This is a genomic window from Shewanella atlantica (assembly GCF_003966265.1).
Classification (GTDB): Bacteria; Pseudomonadota; Gammaproteobacteria; order Enterobacterales; family Shewanellaceae; genus Shewanella; species Shewanella atlantica.
Genome location: NZ_RXNV01000012.1, coordinates 85150 through 106782, shown reverse-complemented (window position 1 = coordinate 106782; position 21633 = coordinate 85150). Strand labels below are relative to the sequence as shown.

Annotated in this window: 11 protein-coding genes and 1 riboswitch; of the genes, 7 read left to right on the top strand and 4 right to left on the bottom strand. The window is 49.0% G+C overall.

Annotated elements, in window-relative coordinates; all coding sequences use genetic code 11:
- Positions 1-503: 503 nt before the first annotated feature.
- Both EKG39_RS18845 and EKG39_RS18840 read right to left on the bottom strand, forming a co-directional pair.
- On the bottom strand, positions 504-1955 hold the full coding sequence (locus EKG39_RS18845; protein WP_126507524.1) for an esterase/lipase family protein: 1452 nt from the start codon (positions 1953-1955) through the stop codon (positions 504-506).
- A gap of 356 nt (positions 1956-2311) precedes the next feature.
- Positions 2312-2575 (bottom strand): HP1242/YdcH family protein, encoded by a 264-nt coding sequence (locus EKG39_RS18840; RefSeq protein WP_126507523.1) that lies wholly within the window; start codon positions 2573-2575, stop codon positions 2312-2314.
- 386 nt (positions 2576-2961) lie between these two features.
- Between EKG39_RS18840 and glnD the strand changes: the two genes are divergently transcribed.
- Both glnD and EKG39_RS18830 read left to right on the top strand, forming a co-directional pair.
- A complete protein-coding gene (gene glnD, locus EKG39_RS18835) occupies positions 2962-5565 on the top strand; it encodes a [protein-PII] uridylyltransferase (RefSeq protein WP_126507522.1) in 2604 nt (867 codons plus the stop codon).
- Between the two features lie 780 nt (positions 5566-6345).
- The gene (locus EKG39_RS18830; protein WP_126507521.1) at positions 6346-8076 is read left to right on the top strand and encodes an ammonia-forming cytochrome c nitrite reductase subunit c552; all 1731 of its coding nucleotides are present in this window, start codon (positions 6346-6348) and stop codon (positions 8074-8076) included.
- A 730-nt stretch (positions 8077-8806) separates the two neighbouring features.
- Here EKG39_RS18830 and EKG39_RS18825 read toward each other — a convergent pair.
- Both EKG39_RS18825 and metH read right to left on the bottom strand, forming a co-directional pair.
- Positions 8807-9058 carry a hypothetical protein gene (locus EKG39_RS18825; RefSeq protein WP_126507520.1) on the bottom strand — a complete coding sequence of 84 codons (252 nt, stop codon included), beginning with the start codon at positions 9056-9058 and terminating at the stop codon, positions 8807-8809.
- A gap of 51 nt (positions 9059-9109) precedes the next feature.
- Complete coding sequence (gene metH / locus EKG39_RS18820) at positions 9110-12769, bottom strand: methionine synthase (RefSeq protein ID WP_425470191.1); 3660 nt, start codon at positions 12767-12769, stop codon at positions 9110-9112.
- 675 nt (positions 12770-13444) lie between these two features.
- Between metH and EKG39_RS18815 the strand changes: the two genes are divergently transcribed.
- From EKG39_RS18815 to cobT, 5 genes are all read left to right on the top strand, one after another.
- Entirely contained in the window at positions 13445-16297 is a 2853-nt protein-coding gene (locus EKG39_RS18815) for an ATP-binding protein (RefSeq protein ID WP_126507518.1), read from the top strand.
- Between the two features lie 152 nt (positions 16298-16449).
- Positions 16450-17094, top strand: coding sequence for a histidine phosphatase family protein (locus tag EKG39_RS18810; protein ID WP_126507517.1), 645 nt, complete (start codon positions 16450-16452; stop codon positions 17092-17094).
- A 286-nt stretch (positions 17095-17380) separates the two neighbouring features.
- Positions 17381-17604: riboswitch (cobalamin riboswitch) on the top strand.
- Positions 17605-17931: 327 nt separating this feature from the next.
- Positions 17932-18999: an ABC transporter ATP-binding protein gene (locus EKG39_RS18805; protein WP_126507537.1), complete on the top strand. Its 1068-nt coding sequence runs from the start codon at positions 17932-17934 to the stop codon at positions 18997-18999.
- Positions 18989-20125 (top strand): FecCD family ABC transporter permease, encoded by a 1137-nt coding sequence (locus EKG39_RS18800; RefSeq protein ID WP_246028560.1) that lies wholly within the window; start codon positions 18989-18991, stop codon positions 20123-20125. Before EKG39_RS18805 ends, EKG39_RS18800 begins: the two co-directional genes overlap by 11 nt.
- A gap of 336 nt (positions 20126-20461) precedes the next feature.
- Positions 20462-21490, top strand: a complete 1029-nt coding sequence (cobT, locus tag EKG39_RS18795) for a nicotinate-nucleotide--dimethylbenzimidazole phosphoribosyltransferase (protein WP_126507516.1) — start codon at positions 20462-20464, stop codon at positions 21488-21490.
- The last annotated feature ends 143 nt before the right edge of the window (positions 21491-21633 follow it).

Here is a 21633-nt window from a genome sequence, read left to right as displayed (position 1 = left end):
TGGCATTTACTCGTGGTAATTTTTGTTTGGCGATAAATTTGATCACCAAATGCCATGAATGTTCCTCACTATTTTACCTATCTCATTATTTCAGCTTACCTTTTTGTGGGGATTCGTCAGGCTCAGAGTAAAATTTCTCTAGTTCATTCGAACACCGCCGCAGGTTACAACAATTCCCCGTTGGAAGTTGCCTAAGGGCGTCGCAGAAAATAGTGTAAGACCCACACGGATGTGGGTCTAGTTTTCGGGGGGCTTGGACGCCCCATCGGAAACGTTAGCTATTTTCAAGAAAGACCGGAGGCCCGTACTTAATGCATGTAACTTCGCCGGGGCGTTAGGGTGGATGCAAGGAGGGCGAGGACGAGCAGTCCTCCTTGCCCTGGTGTGGAATGGAATTCCACGACTTTAATCGGTCGTAAGACCGAAAAAGTGGCGTCAGCCATAAATCAAAACGGAGTTTTGAATAAAGGAATAGGCCAATCTGTCTACCTAGATTGGCCTAACTATTCGCTAATCACATCCCCAGAGGGGCGTATCTTGGCAAAGTTCTCCCTTGGTTTATCGGCTCGACTAAACCTAAACACATTCTTGTCCACCTGTCGCTTAATCGTAATATCAACATAGGTGGTCTGGTTGGGGGCAAACACCTCTTCAATGGATAACCCCTCGGAGCGGAACTGGCCAGAATGGAAATAACTAAATCCCTTGTCAGGCCGCGCGTTCACCTGAATACCGAAGCAGTTGTCCTTAATATGTGACATCTTAGCCGCATCCAGGTAATACACCAGACTGTGGCTGGAGGTATTCATCTGCCTATCAACAAAGAAACCGTCGGGCAGACGGTTGGGCTTATAGCCACTTCCTGCGAGCAGGAGTATGTCATAATCCTGATGCTCAATCAGATCCCCCAATTCATCCCGCACCCGGATCACCAGCATGGCATAGCTGCTAATAGCCTCGGACTTCCCCTGCGGCACTTTGGCCTGCTCGGCTTGAGTTAGCTGCTCCAGTGCTTGATGGCGTTGTTCATAATCTGTCATTGAATCTACCTTTAGGCAGTTCAAAACCTCCGCCACCAGGACACCATGATTAGGGCTCGTTGCCTTATTGGCCATGATCCCCATCTTAGTACCGGAATGGCTGAACTGACTGAAGACCCCCATGGGCACCAATGGTGGCTTTCTTACTGCTTGCTCTGCAGGCGCTAACCGATAAACCTTGCCCTTGAGTCTGGTGAACCGCTCCTGGGTCTGGGTCAGTGACAGGTAGCGATAATTCATGTTGGCACCAGCCACTCTTATCACCCCATCTGAGCCTGACTCCACCAGATAGCCATTGAGAAAGTCATAAAACGTGGAGTCGATACCCTGACCGATAAGTACGAAAGGATAAAATTCATGTTGCGGATAGTGGTAATTTAAGGCTTGCTCATTGAGCTGCCACTGGCCCTTGCTACCCAGGCAGAGCCAATCAAGCACCCGCTGCCCTGGTTCGACACCACTGAACCAGGCCTTGATCCGCCCCACTCGCTTTTTGCCTAAGGTTGCTAGACTGGAACCGTGGTTTGCAGGAGCCAGCATCACCAAGTGTTTTAATGGCTGCAGCGCTAGTCGATCATCTCCATCTCCATCGCCAGCGGTCACACCATAATATTTTTCAACCCAAGCTCGTACCACTGGACCACCGGTAGAGTGGGTGATACAGGAGAAAGGCGCGATCCCATCTTGGGCATCGGGCCCATCTGAGCCAGGCAGTTCCTTCAATGCATAATCAAAGGCGCGGGCTATATCATCCATGGTCACTTCATCGTGAAAGCTGATGTACTTGCCGAGGTAAATATGCTCAATTTGAATTTCAAGCCCTACACCGGCAGCCTGAGAGATAATCGATTGAGGCAGCTCACCATAGGTATTAGTGTTGGTGACGCTCCAGCCGTGAACAAATATGAGTCTCATAATTCGACATCCTTGTGCTTGAGGTGCTTGAGATACGCGGGTTAATGGCACCTAATCTACGCTTTTTTCACATAAAAATCATGTAACTCTCTCCCAAATTGTCATGGAAATCATTCTGATATAGGAAGGGATAAGAAGGCTACGAGCTACGAGCTACGAGTTACTATGTAGGAGCGGCTTTAGCCGCGAAGGTTTCGGTTTAAAGAGTGGTAAGTTGTAAGTTTTAAGCGGTAAGAAATAGCTGGAGTCTTATGAGCAGGTGCTAGCTTTAGCTTTTAGACTTGTAGGTTTTGAAAGTTAGATCCCGGCCTAAAGAGTGCCGGGATGACTATGTCGCGATTGTTCTTTTCCTGAGCTTAGTCTGTCGAAACAGTGCTGTCATGATGTTCTTTTAACTTTTGAAACAACACGTCCTTCAAATTAGCGCGCTCTACCTTGAGCTGGTGCATATGCTCGTCATCGGTCGGGCTACCATCAATTTCAAGCTGACGAATATCATAATCTAACAGGTGATACTGCTTGGATAAGTTTTTGAATGTGTCGTCTTTATAATTCAGATATACGATGTCTTGTTTAAATTCCGGGAAGTCGAAAATAAGTGCATGATTCTCATTTAGCATAGGTAACCCCTGAATGGTGAACTGAAATCTTTAAGAACTAATCTAGGAACTAGAGTCACTATAGCACTATGAAGTTCAATAAAAAGTGGGCACAGAGCAAAGTTTTTCCATTTCATCTAAATGCATCAGCAGGCTACAGAAAATAGGGGGCAGAGCTGCACCTCCTCATCTCATCCAACTGCATCCGCAGTCCATACCTGTTCTCCCCTGTGGCCGCTGCTTATCATAGAGGAATGCTTATGGGGGGAAGGTGAACAGGCTTGTTAACAATTTGTAATTCACACTTGGATCATCTACCCTATTTGCTCATTTTACGGCCATTGCATCAGGTTTAATTAGTATAACTAAAGCCAAAGTACCTAATTGCAAACAGGCACAGGAGAAGCATGTCAGACTCTGATATATCACCTCATTTCAGTTCAACAATGAGCATTACAGATTATAAAAAAGTAATCCAAGATGCTGACAACTACTTTAATAAAAACTTCACCCACGTTGCTATCGATGAGATAGTGAAGTTACGCGCTGATTTTTTTGATGCCTTACTTCTCCACCTCTGGGAATGTGCCGGTCTTGCTAGTGAAAACTTATCTCTTAATGCCGTAGGCGGCTATGGTCGTCAAACGCTCCATCTACACTCTGACATTGATATTTGTGTATTATTTCCCGAAGAGTTGAGTCCCCATCAAGCCTCGCAGATTGGCCATTTTTTTACCCAACTTTGGGATGTAGGATTAGAGCTCGGCCATAGTGTTCTGGCACTGACTGAAATTGATAAGGCCTGTGAAGATATAACCATTGCGACCTCACTCTTTGAGATCCGCCATTTAACGGGGCCAGAGCTTCACGCGAATCAGGTCTTAGACAGGCTATATGGCGATGACCTCTGGAGCAGTGAAGCCTTCTTTAAGGCGAAATTCATCGAGCAAGATGAACGCCACCAAAAGGCGCAGGGCAGTGCTTTTAGCCTGGAACCCAACCTAAAAAATAGTCCCGGTGGTATGCGTGATATCCAAACGCTGATCTGGGTAACCCGTAAATATTTTGCGGCTGAAGATATGGCGGCATTAAGACGGTTCGGCTTCTTTACTGCCGACGAGTATGCAGAGCTGTTAGAGTCACAGCACTTTATATGGCGTGCTCGCTGGGCACTGCACGCCGCCGCTCAGCGCTCTGAAAACCGATTACTTATCGCGTTGCAAAGTGATGTGGCCAGGCTGATGGGCTTTGGGGACAGCAGCCACCTCGCCATCGAGAAAATGATGCGTCAGTTATACCGGGCAATGAGGCGGATTAGCGAACTTAATCAAATGCTATTGCAGTATTTTAAAGATGAAATTCTGGTACAAACAGACAGGAAGTCGACCCCGTTAAATCAACACTTCGAAATCAATGGCCGACTGATCAATGCCCGCCATGATGATGTCTTTGTTGATCGTAAACAGCTTATCGCTCTGTTTATCCATATCGCAGAAAACGCCAACGATATTGACGGTATTACGCCACAGACGATTCGATTAATACGTCAGGTAAGACGCCGATTACTGGGCGATCTGCAAGATTTTCATAGTTGCCGTAAAGAGTTTATCTCTCTGTTTCGCCACCCTCAAGGTATGGGGCTCGCGCTATCATTAATGCACAAACATGGCATCTTAGCGTCCTACCTCCCCCAATGGCGCGAAATTGTGGGTCAGATGCAATTCGACCTATATCATGTTTACCCCGTGGATGAGCATACTCATAAATTACTAAAAAACTTATATTCACTGAACGACAAGCCTGAAAATCCCTCTCTTACACAGCCTTGCGCTGTTTACAAATCGATAGAGAATAAAGAGGTATTGTTGTTAGCAGCCTTATTTCATGATTTAGGCAAGGGCCGTGGCGGTGATCACAGTGAATTGGGGGCTGTCGATGCGCTGCAATTTGCTAAATTTCATGAGCTAAAACCTTCGCAAGCTAAGGTGATCACCTGGTTAGTTAAAAACCATCTATTGTTGTCTTTATCCTGCCAACGGTTAGATATCTATGACCCTTCTGAAGTTAAGAATCTTGCTAAAGCGATTGGGACTAAAGCCAGACTCGATGCGCTCTACTGTTTAACGGTTGCCGACATTAAGGCGACCAATGATGATCTGTGGACCAACTGGAAGGCTACCTTGCTCCGGGATCTCTATTTGTCGATTAGTTTCGCACTGCGTAATGGCTTGGAAAATGTTCTGGAACAGCGAACTATCGTTCGTGAACACAAGAATGAAGCGCTGGAGCTGATGGGGGCAAGTGAAACGCCTGAGGTGATTAAACAGCTCTGGAAACGCTTACCGCTATCCTTTTTCAGCAATGCTCAACCCAGTGAAATAGCCCGTTATTCTCAAGCCATGACGCAACATCCTGCCGATCATGCTCTTATTTTGATAGATGAAAGCAGTACTAAAGGCAGCAGTGATCTATTCGTCTATATGAAGGATAAACCCGGCCTGTTTGTGACACTGTTTAATACCTTAGCCTCACTACAGATCTCAGTTCAGCAAGCGAATATCTCTAAGACTAAAGATGGTTATGTGGTGGAGTCATTAAAAATACTGGATTACGACCATCATCCAATAAGAACCTCCGGGCGACGTGACCGCATCAAGCAAAGGCTGAAACAAGTACTGTTTGAAAATAGAAAGGTGCCTAAACAACGCCATAATAGCAACATTGGCTCATTCGTCAGCGAGCCCAAAGTCGAGTTCTTACACTCTCGTAAAAAGGATAGAACCCTTATCAGCGTTACCGCACTCGATAACCCACAGTTTATGAGTCACTTCTGTGACGGCTTCAGGCAGTTTGAACTCAACATTCACTCTGCAAAAATAACTACGGTGGGCGAACAGGTCGACAATGTATTTCTTGTCTCTGACAAAGAGGGCCAATCATTAGATGATGAGAGCAAACAAGCGCTCAAATCTTTCTTTGTCGATTTTATTAAAGAGCAGGCCCCTGTTTAATCCATCATTAAACGCCGGAGCCTCAACAAGAACAGGCGGGTTAGTCGTCGCTTCCAGCCAAGGTTAAACCTTGTTTAAAGCGACGACATTCTTGATGTAGGAGCGGCCTTAGCCGCGAAGGTTTCAAGCGGTAGCCATAAGCGCTAAGTCGTAAGTAAATGCCCGCTGGCTGTTAAACACCTGGTCGTCATTCTGACCCCTTGCTAATAGTAAAGCTGCGTTCAATGTACTCACCTCACCACCTCACCACCTCACCACCTCAGCACCTCAGCACCTAAAACTTTACACCTCATCACAGTATCCTTCTTATTTTGTGGCGGGGGTTTTATGCTGTTTGGGTGAGTATTTAGTCGGTGTGAGTAGGTTTTGTTTATGCTTGGGGGATTTCTTAGTTGTTAACACGGCCTTAACTGAAACTTAATATCCTTACTAATTGTAGTGGTTAATAATGCTACAGCCCAGATGCCGTGCTGTATACCACTATATTAGAGGTTAATATATGAGCGATCGTTGAATATCCCTTTGTATATAGCTGTTTAGGCTTAATTATTTTTGTTGAATATATCATAATGGGTGCAAAAGTTGATCTAAAACCAGTAAGTGGTATACCTCTTTAGGGATATTTGGGTGGTGTGCCAGTGACCATCCTCACACAAGTGTTAAGTTAATGTTTACCAGAAGCTCTCCGTTTTGTTATAGCTTGACTCGTCTTTAGGACGCTTTGCTTACAATGATAAATTACATAAAAAGTGAATAAAATTCACTTGCAGGAGAGGTAAGATGAGATTACAAAAGCTTGCGGTTGCTATTGCGGTATCTGCTGTTTTAGTTGGTTGTAGCGATGATGATGACACACAATTAATTACCTGTGGTGAGGGCTCGCAACTCAATACAGACACAAACGTCTGTGAAGTGCTTCCCGTTGATCCAGTTGATCCAGTTGAGCCTGTTGATCCGGTTTTATGTGGTGAAGGGACTGTTTTAGATGCAGATACCAATACCTGTATCATTCCCCCATCAACAGGACCTGTTGATTTTTACAACAGTGATAACTGGCAGGAAACTTTCCCCGATCAACATGCTACCTGGGCCAGCTCCGAAGAGAACACTCCGGAATCCGGCACGCCAACAGATCTGCTGGAAGCAAACCCTAACCTGGTCAGCGCTTGGGCTGGTTATGGATTTGCGAAAGATTATAACCGCGCCCGAGGTCACCAGTTTGCATTAACCGATGTAATGAAATCCTTGCGAACCGGCAGTCCAATCGTTGGTCACGACGGTAACGTTGTTGGCGAAGCTATGGCTGCATCTTGCTGGTCTTGTAAGTCTCCTGACGTTGCTCGCATGTACGAGCTTGTCGGCGAAGATAAGTTTGCTAACAACAGCTGGTCCACCTGGGGCCATGAAATGAGTAACTCAGTTGGTTGTGCCGATTGTCACGAGTTAGGTGGAATCGACCTGCGTCTAAGCCGTCCATATGCTGAACGTGCTATGACTAAAGTTGGCCTGACGTTCGAAGAGCAAGATCACAACGGTCAAGCAAGTCAAACCTGTGCTCAGTGTCACGTTGAATACTACTTCGATGGCACAGACAGTAAAAAGGTTCGCTTCCCATGGGATCATTGGGTACCGGGTGTAGAAACCGATTACGCCAGCGTTGTAGGCTACGCGGGTGAAGATATGCTCTACAAAGGCTTCGCTGCCGAAGCTCAATTAGCATATTACGATAATATCAACTTCAAAGACTGGACTAACGCGGTATCCGGTACACCATCGCTGAAAACACAGCACCCGGAATATGAGAACTTAATGGATAGAGCCTCTCATACGATGCCTACTCACCTTGAGTTCAGCTGTAATACCTGTCACATGCCTAAAGCTGAAAATGCAGATGGTCTTGAGTACTCTAACCACAACGTTAAATTTGACCCTGCTAAGCTACCAGGCAGCTGTAAGGGTTGTCACGATGACAACGCGATTGAGTCTATGCTGGAGTCAAGAAAGACTGCGATCAATAACCTTCGCTTTACAGCCACAGGTACTGACCCGCGTCTGACTGAGGCACACTTTAAAGCACAGGCTATCTGGGCTGCTAACGGTGTTGAAGGCATAGATGCAGGCAAGACTATCGGTGAAGCCAAAGGCAACTATGAGGCTGCACTTAAAGCGGGTAATGAGTTAGCCACAGAGATGAATAGTCTGCTAGGTAAAATCCGTAATGCTCAGTGGTTCTGGGATAGCGCTACCGCATCTCACGGTATGTATGCTCATAACTTCACAGAAGCAAAACGTCTGTTGACTAAGTCTAATACAGTCTTAGACACTGCTATTGCCGAAGCCGATGTACTGCTTGCTAAATATGCGCCTGACTATGTATATGACGCAACTAAGTACGATACTAAGGCTAAAGTACAACCTGAAGCCGGTCTTAACTATGACGCCATGAAAGCTGCTAAAGATGAGTTTATCAATGAGCGTGTTAAGAAAGAGTGGCCAATCGAACTTCGTTAAGTAGACGCATCATCTCTCCTCCGGAGCGTCTCTAAGCAAAATGCCAGTCAGTAAAAACTGACTGGCATTTTTTTGTTTCGTTTTCCCTTACCAATGTAGGAGCGGCTTTTGTTAGGTGTCGAGGTTCTAGGGGCGAGATACGAGGTTCTCTATGTAGGAGCGGCTTTAGCCGCGAAGGCTCGGAAGCAGATAGTCGTAAGTCGTAAGTTTTAAGTGGTTTGTAGGAGCGGCTTCAGCCGCGAAGGTTTCAGGCTAAAGAGTCGTAAGTCGTAAGTTTTAAGTGGTTTGTAGGAGCGGCTTCAGCCGCGAAGGCTCTGAAGATTAGAGCTACGAGCTACGAGCTACGAGCTACGAGCTTGAAAGCCTGTCATACTTAACTCGTTCGTTGTAAAGAGCTGGAGCCAGCTTTAGCTTTTATACAGTAGGTTACACAAACACCTCAAGACATTCAGACTGGATACCTGTCAGATGTGGGTATGGAATACTTTCATCTCTTCGCGGCTAAAGCCGCTCCTACATCAAGATAGGCCAATTATGTGTCATGAATATGTGGGGATTGAGCAAAGCTTTTTAGTTAAACCAAACGAGGCCTAAAGCTACAGCTGTCCCCCGTTGAAAACCCTAAAGAGCATCGCCGGGATGACGGAGTTACATGTAGGAGCGGCTTTAGCCGCGAATGTTTTGGGGGGCGAGGTTCGAGCTACGACGCTCCTACATCAAGTTTGAACAATTATGTTTCACTACTTTCTTCGGTCGACAGACCGACTCTACACCGCGTGAGCGTAAAGCCGATTCTTTCGTTTAGACCTTCGGTCACCGAGCAAACAAGTTTGCTCTCCCGCTCAGGGCTGGCTCTTTCGTTTAGACCTGCGGTCACCGGACGGACAAGTCCGTCCTCCCGCTCAAGGCTGTCTCTTTCGTTTAGACCTTCGGTCACTGGACAAACAGGTTTGCTCTCCCGCTCAGGGCTGCACTCTTTCATTTAGACCTTCGGTCACCGGACGGACAAGTCCGTCCTCCCGCTCAGGGCTGGCTACTCTGGATCATAGTCAAGCACAGGTGCTAACCAACGCTCGGTCTCTTCGACGCTCATCCCCTTACGAGCCGCATAATCCTCAACCTGATCCCGGCCAATATTGGTCACGCCGAAGTAGCGTGACTTAGGGTGGGCGAAGTACCAGCCGGATACCGCTGCCGTCGGGAACATGGCGTAGCTTTCGGTGATGTTAAGATCGATCGTCTCATCGGGCTTAAGCAGATCCCAAAGCAGTCCCTTCTCTGTGTGGTCGGGACACGCCGGGTAACCCGGCGCGGGACGAATGCCCTTGTACTTCTCGCGGATCAGCGCTTCGTTATCGAGTGCCTCATCACTGGCGTAGCCCCAGAACTCCTTACGTACCCGTTCATGCATACGCTCGGCGAAGGCTTCGGCCAATCGGTCGGCGAGACTCTTGAGCATAATCGCGCTGTAATCGTCGTGGTCGGCCTCGAAACGCTCGACATGCTCATCGATGCCGTGGCCTGCGGTGACCGCGAAGCCGCCCATGTAATCGGCAACGCCGCTGTCCTTGGGCGCGACGAAGTCGGCGAGACAGAAGTTGTCGTTACCCACACGCTCTATCTGCATACGCAGATGATGGGTGGTCATTATTGGTTTCTCGCGGCTTTGGTCCGTCCCATCACAAGAGTAGAGCTCGATATCGTCATGGTTAACCGTGTTAGCCGGGAACAGGCCGATAACGGCCTTGGCGGTGAGCCACTTCTCATCGATGATCTGCTTAAGCATCGCCTTGCCGTCGGCGAATAGCTTACGTGCCTCTGCGCCGACCACCTCATCATCGAGAATTTTCGGAAAATGTCCGTGAAGCTCCCAGCTGCGGAAAAACGGTGTCCAGTCGATACGGTCGACTAAGTCTTCCAGTGGGTAGTCATCGAACACCTGACGGCCAAGCTGGTTCGGCACGAACGGGGTGTAGTTTTCCCAGTCGTGCTGACAGCGATTTTCACGGGCCGCCTCGATAGGCACTATCTGCTTACGTTTAGCCTGAGAGTTACGCTTGTCGCGCATGATTTGGTATTCGTTATAGGCCTCATCTATGGTGGCCTGACGGGTCTCATTATTGATGAGCTTAGATACCATAGGCACGGCGCGCGACGCGTCGGCGATATAGATGGCGCCTTCGGGCGAGTGGGGGGCTATCTTTACTGCGGTGTGAATTTTCGAGCAGGTGGCTCCGCCGATAATAGAGGGTATGGTTAGCCCCGCCTTATGGAAAGACTTTACGTTATGTACCATCTCATCGAGACTCGGAGTGATAAGGCCGGACATGCCGATGATGTCGACGTTCTCGGCTCTTGCCACTTCGATGATCTTCTCCACCGGCACCATTACGCCAAGGTCTATCACCTCATAGCCGTTACAGGCCAGCACTACCCCGACGATGTTCTTGCCGATATCGTGTACGTCACCCTTTACTGTCACCATCAATATCTTGCCGTTTGACTGACCCTCGACCTTCTCAAGTTCGATATAGGGGTTGAGGTAGGCCACGGCTTTTTTCATCACCCGGGCCGATTTGACTACCTGCGGCAGGAACATTTTACCCGAGCCGAACAGGTCGCCGACTATGTTCATGCCATCCATCAGGGGGCCTTCGATGACGTCCAGCGGGCGGGAGGCATTGACTCGGGCCTCTTCGGTATCTTCATCGATAAATTCGGTGAGCCCTTTGACCAGTGCGTGGGCGAGACGTTTATTGACATCCCAGCTGCGCCACTCCAGATCTTCCTTCTTGGTGGCTTGAGAGCCATCGCCGCGAAACTTCTCGGCGACCTCTAATAAAAGCTCGGTGTTGTTGGTCTCGCTACCGTCTGAGGCAAGCGCGGTGCAGGGCAGGTTCTGCACTATGGCTTCGACCTTCTCCTTGAGCTCGGCGTCGATATCGTCATAGATGGCCAACTGACCTGCGTTGACGATTCCCATGTCCATCCCCGCCTGAATGGCGTGGTAGAGGAACACGGCATGTATCGCTTCTCGCACCGGGTTGTTACCGCGGAAAGAGAAGGAGACGTTAGAGACGCCGCCGGAGATCATGGCGTGGGGCAGGGTGCGTTTTATCTCGCGGGTGGCCTCGATAAAGTCGACGGCGTAGTTGTCGTGCTCGTCGATACCTGTGGCAATGGCGAAGATGTTAGGATCGAAGATAATATCTTCCGGCGGGAAGCCTACCTTATCGACCAGCACCCGATAGGCGCGGGTACAGATCTCAACCTTGCGTGCCTTGGTGTCGGCCTGACCCTCTTCGTCGAACGCCATGATAATCGCCGCAGCGCCGTAGCGTTTAACCAGCTTGGCCTGTTCGATAAACTTCTCTTCCCCCTCCTTGAGGGAGATAGAGTTAACTATACCTTTACCCTGAATACACTTGAGGCCCGCTTCGATCACCTCCCACTTCGAGGAGTCGATCATAATAGGCACGCGTGAGATATCGGGTTCGGAGGCGATAAGGTTGAGGAACTTGTGCATCACCTCGACGCCGTCGAGCATGCCTTCATCCATGTTGATATCGATGATCTGTGCGCCATTCTCCACTTGGTCGCGCGCGACTGAGAGCGCCTCCTCATATTCACCTGTCTTGATAAGGCGCAGGAACTTAGCCGAGCCGGTGACGTTGGTGCGTTCACCCACGTTCAGAAACAGCGAGTTCTCATCTATGGTGAGCGGCTCGAGACCTGATAAACGGCAGGCCACAGGGATGTCAGGCAGGACGCGCGCCGGGTGTTTGATAACAGCTTCGCGGATGGCGCGGATATGGGCGGGGGTAGTACCGCAGCAGCCGCCGACGATATTTAAGAACCCCTCTTCGGCCCACTGGCCTATGACTTCGGCCATCTCCCGTGGCGTCTCATCGTAGCCGCCAAATTCATTGGGCAGGCCGGCATTGGGGTGCGCCGAGACATAACACTCGGATATTTTTGACAGCTCTTCGACGTAGGCGCGCAGCTCTTTCGGGCCAAGCGCACAGTTAAGACCGATAGAGAGTGGTTTTACATGACGCAGCGAGTTGTAGAAGGCTTCGGTCGTCTGGCCTGTCAGGGTGCGACCCGATGCATCTGTGATGGTGCCCGAGATCATAATTGGCAGACGCGCACCTAAGTTCTCGAACACAGTTTCTATGGCAAACAGCGCGGCCTTGGCGTTCAGGGTATCGAAGATGGTTTCCACCATGATGATATCCGAGCCACCTTCGATAAGCGCATCGATAGACTCGATATAGGCCTCGACCAGTTCATCGAAGCTGACATTACGAAAACCCGGGTCATTCACATCGGGGCTGATGGAGCAGGTGCGGTTGGTCGGGCCCAGTACGCCGGCCACATAACAGGCGCGTCCTGTCTCGGTTTCGACTTCATCGGCCGCTTCGCGGGCGAGGCGGGCACCGGCCAGGTTTATCTCTGCCGATAGCTCCTGCATGTCGTAATCGGCCATGGCGATACGGGTCGCATTAAAGGTGTTGGTCTCGATAATGTCGGCGCCGGCGAGCAGGTAGTCTTTATGAATTTGCTTAATTGCGTCTGGCTGGGTGAGCACCAGCAGGTCATTGTTGCCTTTTACATCGCTGGGCCAGTCTTTGAAGCGCTCGCCACGAAAGTCGGCTTCTTCAAACTTGCGGTCCTGGATCATGGTGCCCATGGCGCCGTCAAGGATCAGGATATTATCTTTTAGTTGTTGGCTGATCTGTAGGCCAATATCTCTTATTTTTATTGAGTTGCTTAGGGTGCCAGTGGCCATAACTTCTACCTGCCTTAACTACATAATTATTTACTGATGCTTATATCTGCTATCTGCAGTTCGAGCTCGAAAATGCGGTTTTATGAGACCAGATTCGAATTCGAGTTTTAGATGTTTATACGTATAGACGTCTATAATAGAACAGACGCACACGATAGTCGAGTCGACTTTTTATACCATTTTTATTGAGTATCTGCTCCTTTTACCAGCTTAAGGAGCCAGGTGCCTGCTGAGGATTTTTCCACTCTTTGTTGCGCTGAACTATGCTTTAGAAAGACCCTTTGCTGGAGAAACTAAGGTGTGGAGGAAAATCAATAATCAGCCAGCTTTCAGATTAATAACCTTGTTATTGGCCTTTTTTATAACCTCTTGGCCTGTAGCGACTTATATCACTCTTAGTCTGTCCGCCACGCTGCTTAGTATTACACTGATCTGGTTGGGATTAATTCTGTTTTTGCTTGCTTTGGTTAAGTAGGTTTAGTCTGTGAACAGCTTTGACAATCAGGCTCTTGCCCCGTTTATAGCAAGTTGCATAGCTGCACTTTCTGCCTCTGAAACGGTAATTGGGGGTGGCTTATGATGAGCGCCTCAAGTCTCCTGCTGGTGATTTTTTTCTATGTGGCTCTGCTGTATATGCTGGCGTCATGGGCCGAGTCCGGCAGCGAACGAGCCAAAAAGCTGACAACCAGTGCCGCCGTCTACGCGCTGTCATTGGCCATTTTCTGTACCAGTTGGACCTTCTTCGGTAGCGTAGGTTTCGCTACCCGTTCGAGCGTATTAATGCTCTCTATCTATCTGGGGCCGACACTCCTGATGATTGTTATCTGGCCCCTGATGCAACGCGTATTGCTGATAAAGCAGATCTACAGGGTCACCAGTATTGCCGACTTCCTCTCGGCCCGATTCAACCGCAGTATCTTTCTTGCCGGCCTCGCCGCAACCGTTGCCATGGTGGGGATCGTTCCCTATCTGGCGTTGCAACTCAAAGCTATCAACACTGCCATCGATCTCGTTCTCGAGACCGAGGGCGGAGTCGCTGCCAATGAGATTGCCTGGTTGGTCTGGTTGGGAGTCGCCCTGTTTACCATTATTTTCGGTATTCGCCATCTGGATCCTACCGAGAGGCACCCGGGTATGATGCTGGCGCTCGCCGTCGAGGGGATGGTTAAACTGCTGGCCATGCTGTGTGTGGGTGTGTTTGTCAGTTTCGTGATGTTTGACTCTCCCCTGGTTATCCTCGAGCAGCTGGAACAGAAGATGCCCGAGGCGGCTAAAGGGATGTCGTCCAAGCCTGAGCTTGTTACCTGGTTCAGCTACCTGTTGCTCGCAGGCTCGGCCTTTATGTTATTGCCACGTCAGTTTCATGTCATGGTGGTCGAAAATCCCGATGCCAGACATATCAAGAAGGTGCAGTGGTGGCTGCCTGTTTATTTGATATTGATGACAATTTTTATTACTCCTATCGCCGCAGCGGGCATGTTACTGCTTGGCCCGGAAACGGCAGACAGTTATATGCTCTCCCTGCCTATGCTTGCTGGGCAGGATCTGCTCACCCTATTCGTATTTATCGGTGGTTTCTCAGCCTCAATGGCCATGTTGATGGTGTCGGGCATGACGCTCTCTACCATGTTCAGTAACCACCTGGTTCTGCCTCTGTTGCAGTGGTTCAGCCCGGGAAGCATCTTAAAACGGTACCTGCTTCAGTCCAGGTGGCTTGCGGTGTTTATAGTGTTAGGTGCCGGGCAGATGTTCTATCTCTATCTTGGTGAGTCATACATGTTAGTGAACATGGGCATGATCTCCTTCGCCGCCGTATTGCAATTTCTTCCCCCGGTATTGGCCGGACTCTATTGGCCAAAGGTCACCGCTAAAGGGGCCTCTGCGGGCCTGATGGTGGGCTTCATTGTGTGGTCTTACTGCCTGTTATTGCCCGCGATAATGAAGAGTGGCTGGATAGATGCGGATATTCTTGAGTTGGGGCCATGGGGCTTCTATTGGTTGCATCCCGAACATCTGATGGGCACTGAGATGGATAAGATAAGCCATGGAGCCCTGTGGTCGTTGGCAGGGAACAGCATAGCCTTAGTTCTGGGCAGCCTGTTTTCGAAGGTGACGGGCGAGGAGCAGAGATATAACGCCGAGTTTATGGATGTTATGGCGGAGCGTGTTGCCGAGGATGAGGCGATTATGGATACCTTGCCCAGCAATATCGAACTCAAACCTAAATTGAAATTATTGAAAGGAATATTTTGTCAGTACCTTTCCGCCGAACAGGCTGAAGTTAAAGTGAAAGCCTGTTTAGCCGAGGCTGAGCTCAATGATGATGAGCGGATTAATGTGCAGGAGTTGGCCTACCTGGAGAGGGCGACAGAGAGGTTGCTCAGTGGTATTACCGGGGCGGCGGTAGCCCATATGGTGGTGAATCAATCGAACATCTATACAGAGAGAGAGAGCCTGACTCTGGAGCGCTATTATGCCCAGCTGCTGGCTCAGTTAAAGATCAGTCCTGCACAGTTGCGGCAACAACTTAACTACTCAAAAGAGAAAGAGCAGTTTGCTCAGCGCTACTCAGAGCAGATGGCAAAGTTAGTGGAGGAGAGAACCTTTGAGCTTAGCTCTACATTGGATCAACTTAAGAGTGCCCAACATCAGCTGGTTGAGACGGAGAAGCAGGCGTCGTTAGGTAAGATGGTGGCGGGGATTGCCCATGAGATCAATACTCCTATCGGTGTCTGTGTCACCGCGGCATCTCACCTTCATGCTGAGGTGCTCGAGGTCAAGAAGATGTTCTCAGAAGGCGAACTCAGTGAAGAGGAGTTTGCAGGGTTTATGCAAACCTGCAGTGAAGCCATGGATATCATTCTTAAGAATAATGCCCGCGCTTCTAAGTTAATTCAGAGCTTTAAGCGGGTTGCTGTAGATCAATCCAGTGAGGAGTTGCGGGAATTCGACATAGATGAGTATCTCGAAGAGATACTGATGTCCCTCAGGCCTACGCTCAAGAAGGTGCCCCATAGGATAAATATGGATTGTGCATTCAACTTAAGCTGTAACACATACCCCGGAGTCTTGGCCCAGGTGGTAACGAACCTGATCATGAATAGTTTGCTGCATGCATTCCTCCCCAAACAGATAGGAGAGATCACCATAGCCGTTGAAATTAAAAATGACTGGGTGATTATGGATTACAGCGATGATGGTATCGGACTCGATGAAGAGGGAGTGAAGAGCCTGTTTGATCCCTTCTATACGACCAAGCGTAATCAGGGAGGCAGTGGCTTGGGGGCGCATCTGGTGTACAACCTGGTCACGCAAAGGCTCAGGGGAGAAGTTGAGGTCGAGACCTCACCCGGTAATGGCCTCTGTTACCACATACGTTTCCCGAGTAATTTGCAGAAGCTTGAGCGGGATCTGGGTGGCAATATATAGCCGCGAGTGTTTGGTCGTTTCAGTGAAGGTGAGGGGGCTCGGTCAGACGGGGGAGAGGCAAAAGGCAGGTAAACTATTCTCTACGCTTCAAAAAGACGGTATAAATAGGTGGCCCGAACCTATTCGATAATCAGCCTGGATAGCAATTTATTATGACCAAGAGTAAAGATCACTACCAAGCAACGCCTAATCCGGGGATCACCACAACCTTCTATCTTATGCGTCATGGCGAGTGTGAGGGAGGACAGATCCTGAGGGGGCATACGGATGTCTCGTTGAGTGAGCTTGGCCGTAAGCAGATGTTTGATGCCATCGAAGCTGCGGATATCAGTTTCGAGCACATTATCAGCTCACCCTTGCGCCGCTGTTGTGAGTTTGCCCTGAGGCTCTATCTGAAGAGAGAGGTGCCCCTTAAACTCGAGGACGGGTTTAAGGAGATGAACTTTGGTGATTGGGACGGGGAATCATTAGAGAGTTTGTATCAGACCAGCGCGGGGCCTATCGAAGCCTATTGGAAGAATCCTTGGGCGAGCACGCCGCCCGATGGCGAGTCGATGCTGGACTTCGAGGCCAGAATCGACCGTGCCTGGGAGTCGATACTCAATCAACACCGGGGGGAGTCTCTGCTGCTGGTGACCCATGCGGGAGTCATACGTCACCTGATGGCCAGTGCATTGGGGGTTAGCGGGGTGGCGGGCTTCTATACTCAACTGAGTCTGGCCTACGCGGCGATAGTGAAAATTACTGTCTATACCACGCCCCAGGGCACCCACTTTCCTCAGTTACACTGGGGATAGACTGTTCTAGGTTCTAGGTTCTAGGTTCTAGGTCGCGGGTTAGGAGGCTGGAAACTGGGGAAACACTTGTAGCAGCCTCAACTGCACTGGTGATCCTTTCTTGCCCCCCTTTTCTGCTAAAGAGTGTAATTGAGAACCTTGATTTTTCATTTCAGCTAGGCGACAGGCTTTGCCTTAAGTGATAAAAGCTGCATAATAAGCGCTCTCAGAAACTCTTCACTCCTAAGCTCGTGCTTGAAGCATGAGCGTTGCAATAAGCCTTTAAACATAAGCTATTAAGTGAGTGAATAGGATCGCAAAATCAGGTGTTGAGAGCCATTGTCGATAAGACAAGGGTAACTCAAACTTAAAAGGGAACCGGGAGCTAGCAAATAGAAAGCATAAGCCCGGACTGTGCCCGCAACTGTGAGTGTTTTGAAGAAGCCGAGAGGTCCTAGGTTCTAGGTTCTAAGTCCTACAAACCTTCTTCAAACCATAAGTCAGGATACCTGCCTAATTTTGTCGCTGAAGAACTCGAGCGGGTAACTCGGGGGGATCTATCATGCTACCTTTTTTAAGCTTTTTTGCGGGTTTATTCACCGCTTTACTCTGCCGTATTGATTCACGCAAACCGTTTTGTGCAGTAGCGTCACGCCTCCAGTTTCTGCGGTATGCTGCGCGCTGCGTGATCCATTCCTCTGCTGTTTTTTCTGTTGAACCAGCTAAATCGGCTAAGCTATTTCAGTCAACTCACTCAACTCACTTGTTTAAGTCAGCTAATTCATTTCAGTCTATGAGATTGGCTAAGAGGTTATCTGTTTGAAATTATGGGGTAAAGAAGTCACGACTCTCGAGCAGATGAGTCGTGATAAAGTCAGTGGTGATAAAGTGAGTGGGGGTGAAAACCTTAGCGCTGACAATGGCTATGCGTTAACGGTTAGTGACCTTAGTTGGCATGCCGATGACCGGGCTATTCTATCTGATATCAGTTTTTCACTAGCCAAGGGTGAGATGCTGGGGATCATAGGTCCCAACGGTGCCGGAAAATCCAGTCTGTTGCGGTGTTTATATCGTTATATTAAGCCCGATAACGGAACGATAAGTCTGTTCGGGCACAATACTTCTTACTTCTCGGCAAAAGAGTTTGCCAGGCAAGTTGCTGTGGTTTTGCAAGACACTCCCCATCACTTTGAGTTAACCACTGAGCAACTGGTTGCCATCGGATTGACTCCCCATAAAGGGCCGTTTGATCTGACGACTTCATCGGATAGGCGGCTAGTTGCCGATGCGTTAGAAAAAGTGGGGTTAACCCATAAGGCTGGCCAGATCTATGAGCACCTTTCCGGCGGTGAAAAGCAGCGGGCACTGATCGCCAGAGCGATAGTGCAGCAGCCTAAGCTGCTTATTTTGGATGAACCCACAAACCATTTAGATATTCGATATCAGATCCAGATAATGGAATTGCTTCGCGCGATTGGGATCTCGGTGATCACCTCGATTCATGATCTGAATTTGGCCAGTGCCATGTGTGATCAGCTGTTACTTCTCGATGATGGTAGATGTGTCGCTCATGGGACACCTAAGTCTGTACTTACCGAACAGCGTATCAGCGAGGTATTCGATGTGTGTTGCAGCACGCAGCCTCATCCTCAACATGGCAATCCTCAGATCAGCTATTTCTATGGCTACTCATATGGTGACAGCACTCATGATAAGAGCGCTAATGATGAGGCTGCTCATGATGAGACTAATCATGATGAGAATGCGCATGGTCTGAAGGCTCTTGGTCAGAACTCTCTTGGTCAGAACTCTCTTGGTAAGAAAGCTTTTGGTCAGAACTCTCTTGATAAGACGGATTTTGAAGAGAACTCTCTTGATAGGCGCCATTGGAGCAGTATGGAGAGGCATAAACAAGATGAAGACTAGTCAGGTTAATTCAGTCTCGCCCCCTTCCGCTGGTCGAGTCGATATCGGTCATAAATGGGCGGTACCGACATTATCGATATTGAGTGTGATAACTCTGCTGGCCGCAGCCAGCTTTGGCGCGGCCAATATCTCATTCAGTGATGTGATTAATGTGGTATTGCACAACACCTTTGGTACGGCCATGTTTGGTATGACAGAGGTGTCGGGCATCGCCGAACGTATTGTTATGGAGTTACGGTTTCCCCGCATTCTGTTGGCCTTTATTGCCGGAGCAGGTCTCTCTGTTGCGGGTAGTGTGTTGCAAACGGTGACACGTAATCCGTTGGCCGATCCCTATCTGTTCGGCATCTCATCGGGCGCCTCATTTGGTGCCGTGTTGGTGATAACACTTTTTAGCGGCTCAGGGCTTTTTGCGGAATCAAGCTCAGGGCTGTTTGCTAGCTCAAGCGGAGGATCCGGCTCAGGGCTGTTCGAGCTGCTAGGCTGGATAAGCCTGCCGCTGGGTGCATTTCTAGGTGCCGGGGTGTCGGTGCTCATGGTGCTGACACTATGTGGCCGTAATATGAGTAGTCAGATAGAGCGAATGCTGCTTTCCGGGGTGGCTATCTCATTCATGTTCGGTGCGTTAACCAGTTTGCTGCTCTATTTTTCCAGTCCTCAGGCGGCCGCATCTGTGCTGTTTTGGAGCTTGGGAAGCTTCGCAAAAGCGAGTTGGGAGGGCTTGTTATTTCCGGCCGTCGTTGTCTGTGCTGCTACCGGGATCATCTTGTTGTTTAAGCGTCAGATAATGGCGATGCGGGCCGGTGATGAAACAGCCCATACCTTAGGCATCAATGTCAGTCGGTTGCGACTGCAGATGTTACTGCTCTGCTCCCTTATTACAGCCATCTTAGTGGCTAACTGTGGTGGGATCGGCTTTGTGGGCTTAATGATCCCACATACCGTACGCATGCTCTTTCCGGGTCGGTTCCCACTTATTACGACCGCATTAGTCGGTGGCCTGTTTATGGTATGGATTGATGTTTTGGCGAGAACCATGCTGAGTAGCCAGGAGTTACCCGTAGGTATCATCACCGCCGTCATCGGCAGTATCTTCTTCCTGTTTATCCTGGGAAGCAGGAGATAGCGGCTTTAGCTTTGAGGTTCGAGGTGAGAGGTTTGACATTCTCCATGTAGGAGCGGCTTTAGCCGCGAAGCTTTTGGGCTTGTCATCCTGAACTGATTCTTTGTAAAGAGCAGGCTTTGGATTTGAAGCTTGTTGCTTTCTTTGCTTATCTTGAGCTCGTGACTCGTGACTCGTGACTCGTGACTCGTGACTCGTGACTCGTGACTCGTGACTCGTGACTCGTGACTCGTGACTTAAAACTTAAAACTTAAAACTTATATTTAAAAACTTAGAACTTAGAACTTAGAGCTTATATTTAAAAACTTAGAACTTAGAATAAATCGTTAGGGTATATAGATGTTTAATATCAGTCCGGCAAACCATGAGTTTGATGATGAGATCCAAAGTAAAATTGACAATAAAACCAAACCTTTGGGAGCGCTAGGCGAATTAGAAAATTTGGCTAAACAGTTGGCCCGGGTGTTAGGAAAAGATAAACCTGAGATCACTAACCCTAAGCTATTGGTCTTTGCGGCGGATCATGGGATTGCCTCATCAGGTGTTTCAATTGCTCCCAGTGAAGTGACCACTCAGATGGTGATGAACTTTGTCGCCGGTGGCGCAGCCATCAATGTCTTTTGCCGCCAGGTTGGCTTGGAGATGGAGGTGATCGATTGCGGCATCCTTCAACCGTTAGAGGGAGTCGAAGGGGTCATAGATCAAAGATTGGGCGCGGGCACTGCAGCAATTCACAAGCAAGCTGCAATGACATTGGGAGCCGTCAAGCAAGGGATGGAGATGGCACGTGCACGCATTGAGCTTCACCATCAGCAAGGTTGTAACCTTATCGCCTTGGGAGAGATGGGCATAGGAAACACCTCCTCTGCGGCTGCCATTATGGCCACTGTCATGGGGATGAACAGCGCCGATTGTGTCGGCCGAGGCACCGGAATCGATGCTGCCACCCTTAAGCGTAAGCAGATGCTGGTGGAGCAGGCACTGCATATTCATGAGTCTGAATTAACCGACCCCTATAGTATTTTAGCCTGCCTTGGTGGCTTTGAAATTGTGCAGATGACGGGGGCTATGCTCGCCGCAGCCGAGAGAAATATGCTCGTCATCGTCGATGGCTTTATCGCAACGGCGGCTGCCATGGTTGCGGTGCAGATTAATGCGAACGTCCGAGATTATATGATATTTGGTCATAAATCGGATGAGAGGGGGCACTGCATGATGATGGAATACCTGCAAGCCAGGCCGCTACTCAGTTTATCTATGAGGTTGGGCGAGGGCAGTGGCGCCGTATTGGCGTTACCACTCATTCGAGCCGCCGCCGGTTTCTATAACGAGATGGCCAGCTTCAGCGATGCAGGAATCGAAATTTAAGAGAAGAAGGTTAGAGTATTAAGTTTTAAGTGATAAGTAAGAGCGTGGGACGATTACTTTCTTAGTTTATCTTTGTCTTACAACTTACAACTTACAACTTACAACTTACAACTTACAGCTTTCTTTGCTCTGTCTTGAACTCA

Excerpts from the sequence above, each read along its gene's own strand:
- glnD (WP_126507522.1), top strand. The coding sequence starts at position 2,962 with ATGTCAGACTCTGATATATCACCTCATTTCAGTTCAACAATGAGCATT.
- metH (WP_425470191.1), bottom strand. The coding sequence starts at position 12,769 with ATGGGCACCATGATCCAGGACCGCAAGTTTGAAGAAGCCGACTTTCGT.
- EKG39_RS18800 (WP_246028560.1), top strand. The coding sequence starts at position 18,989 with ATGAAGACTAGTCAGGTTAATTCAGTCTCGCCCCCTTCCGCTGGTCGA.
- EKG39_RS18845 (WP_126507524.1), bottom strand. The coding sequence starts at position 1,955 with ATGAGACTCATATTTGTTCACGGCTGGAGCGTCACCAACACTAATACC.
- EKG39_RS18825 (WP_126507520.1), bottom strand. The coding sequence starts at position 9,058 with ATGAAAGAGTGCAGCCCTGAGCGGGAGAGCAAACCTGTTTGTCCAGTG.
- EKG39_RS18840 (WP_126507523.1), bottom strand. The coding sequence starts at position 2,575 with ATGCTAAATGAGAATCATGCACTTATTTTCGACTTCCCGGAATTTAAA.
- EKG39_RS18805 (WP_126507537.1), top strand. The coding sequence starts at position 17,932 with ATGAGTCGTGATAAAGTCAGTGGTGATAAAGTGAGTGGGGGTGAAAAC.
- cobT (WP_126507516.1), top strand. The coding sequence starts at position 20,462 with ATGTTTAATATCAGTCCGGCAAACCATGAGTTTGATGATGAGATCCAA.
- EKG39_RS18830 (WP_126507521.1), top strand. The coding sequence starts at position 6,346 with ATGAGATTACAAAAGCTTGCGGTTGCTATTGCGGTATCTGCTGTTTTA.
- EKG39_RS18815 (WP_126507518.1), top strand. The coding sequence starts at position 13,445 with ATGATGAGCGCCTCAAGTCTCCTGCTGGTGATTTTTTTCTATGTGGCT.
- EKG39_RS18810 (WP_126507517.1), top strand. The coding sequence starts at position 16,450 with ATGACCAAGAGTAAAGATCACTACCAAGCAACGCCTAATCCGGGGATC.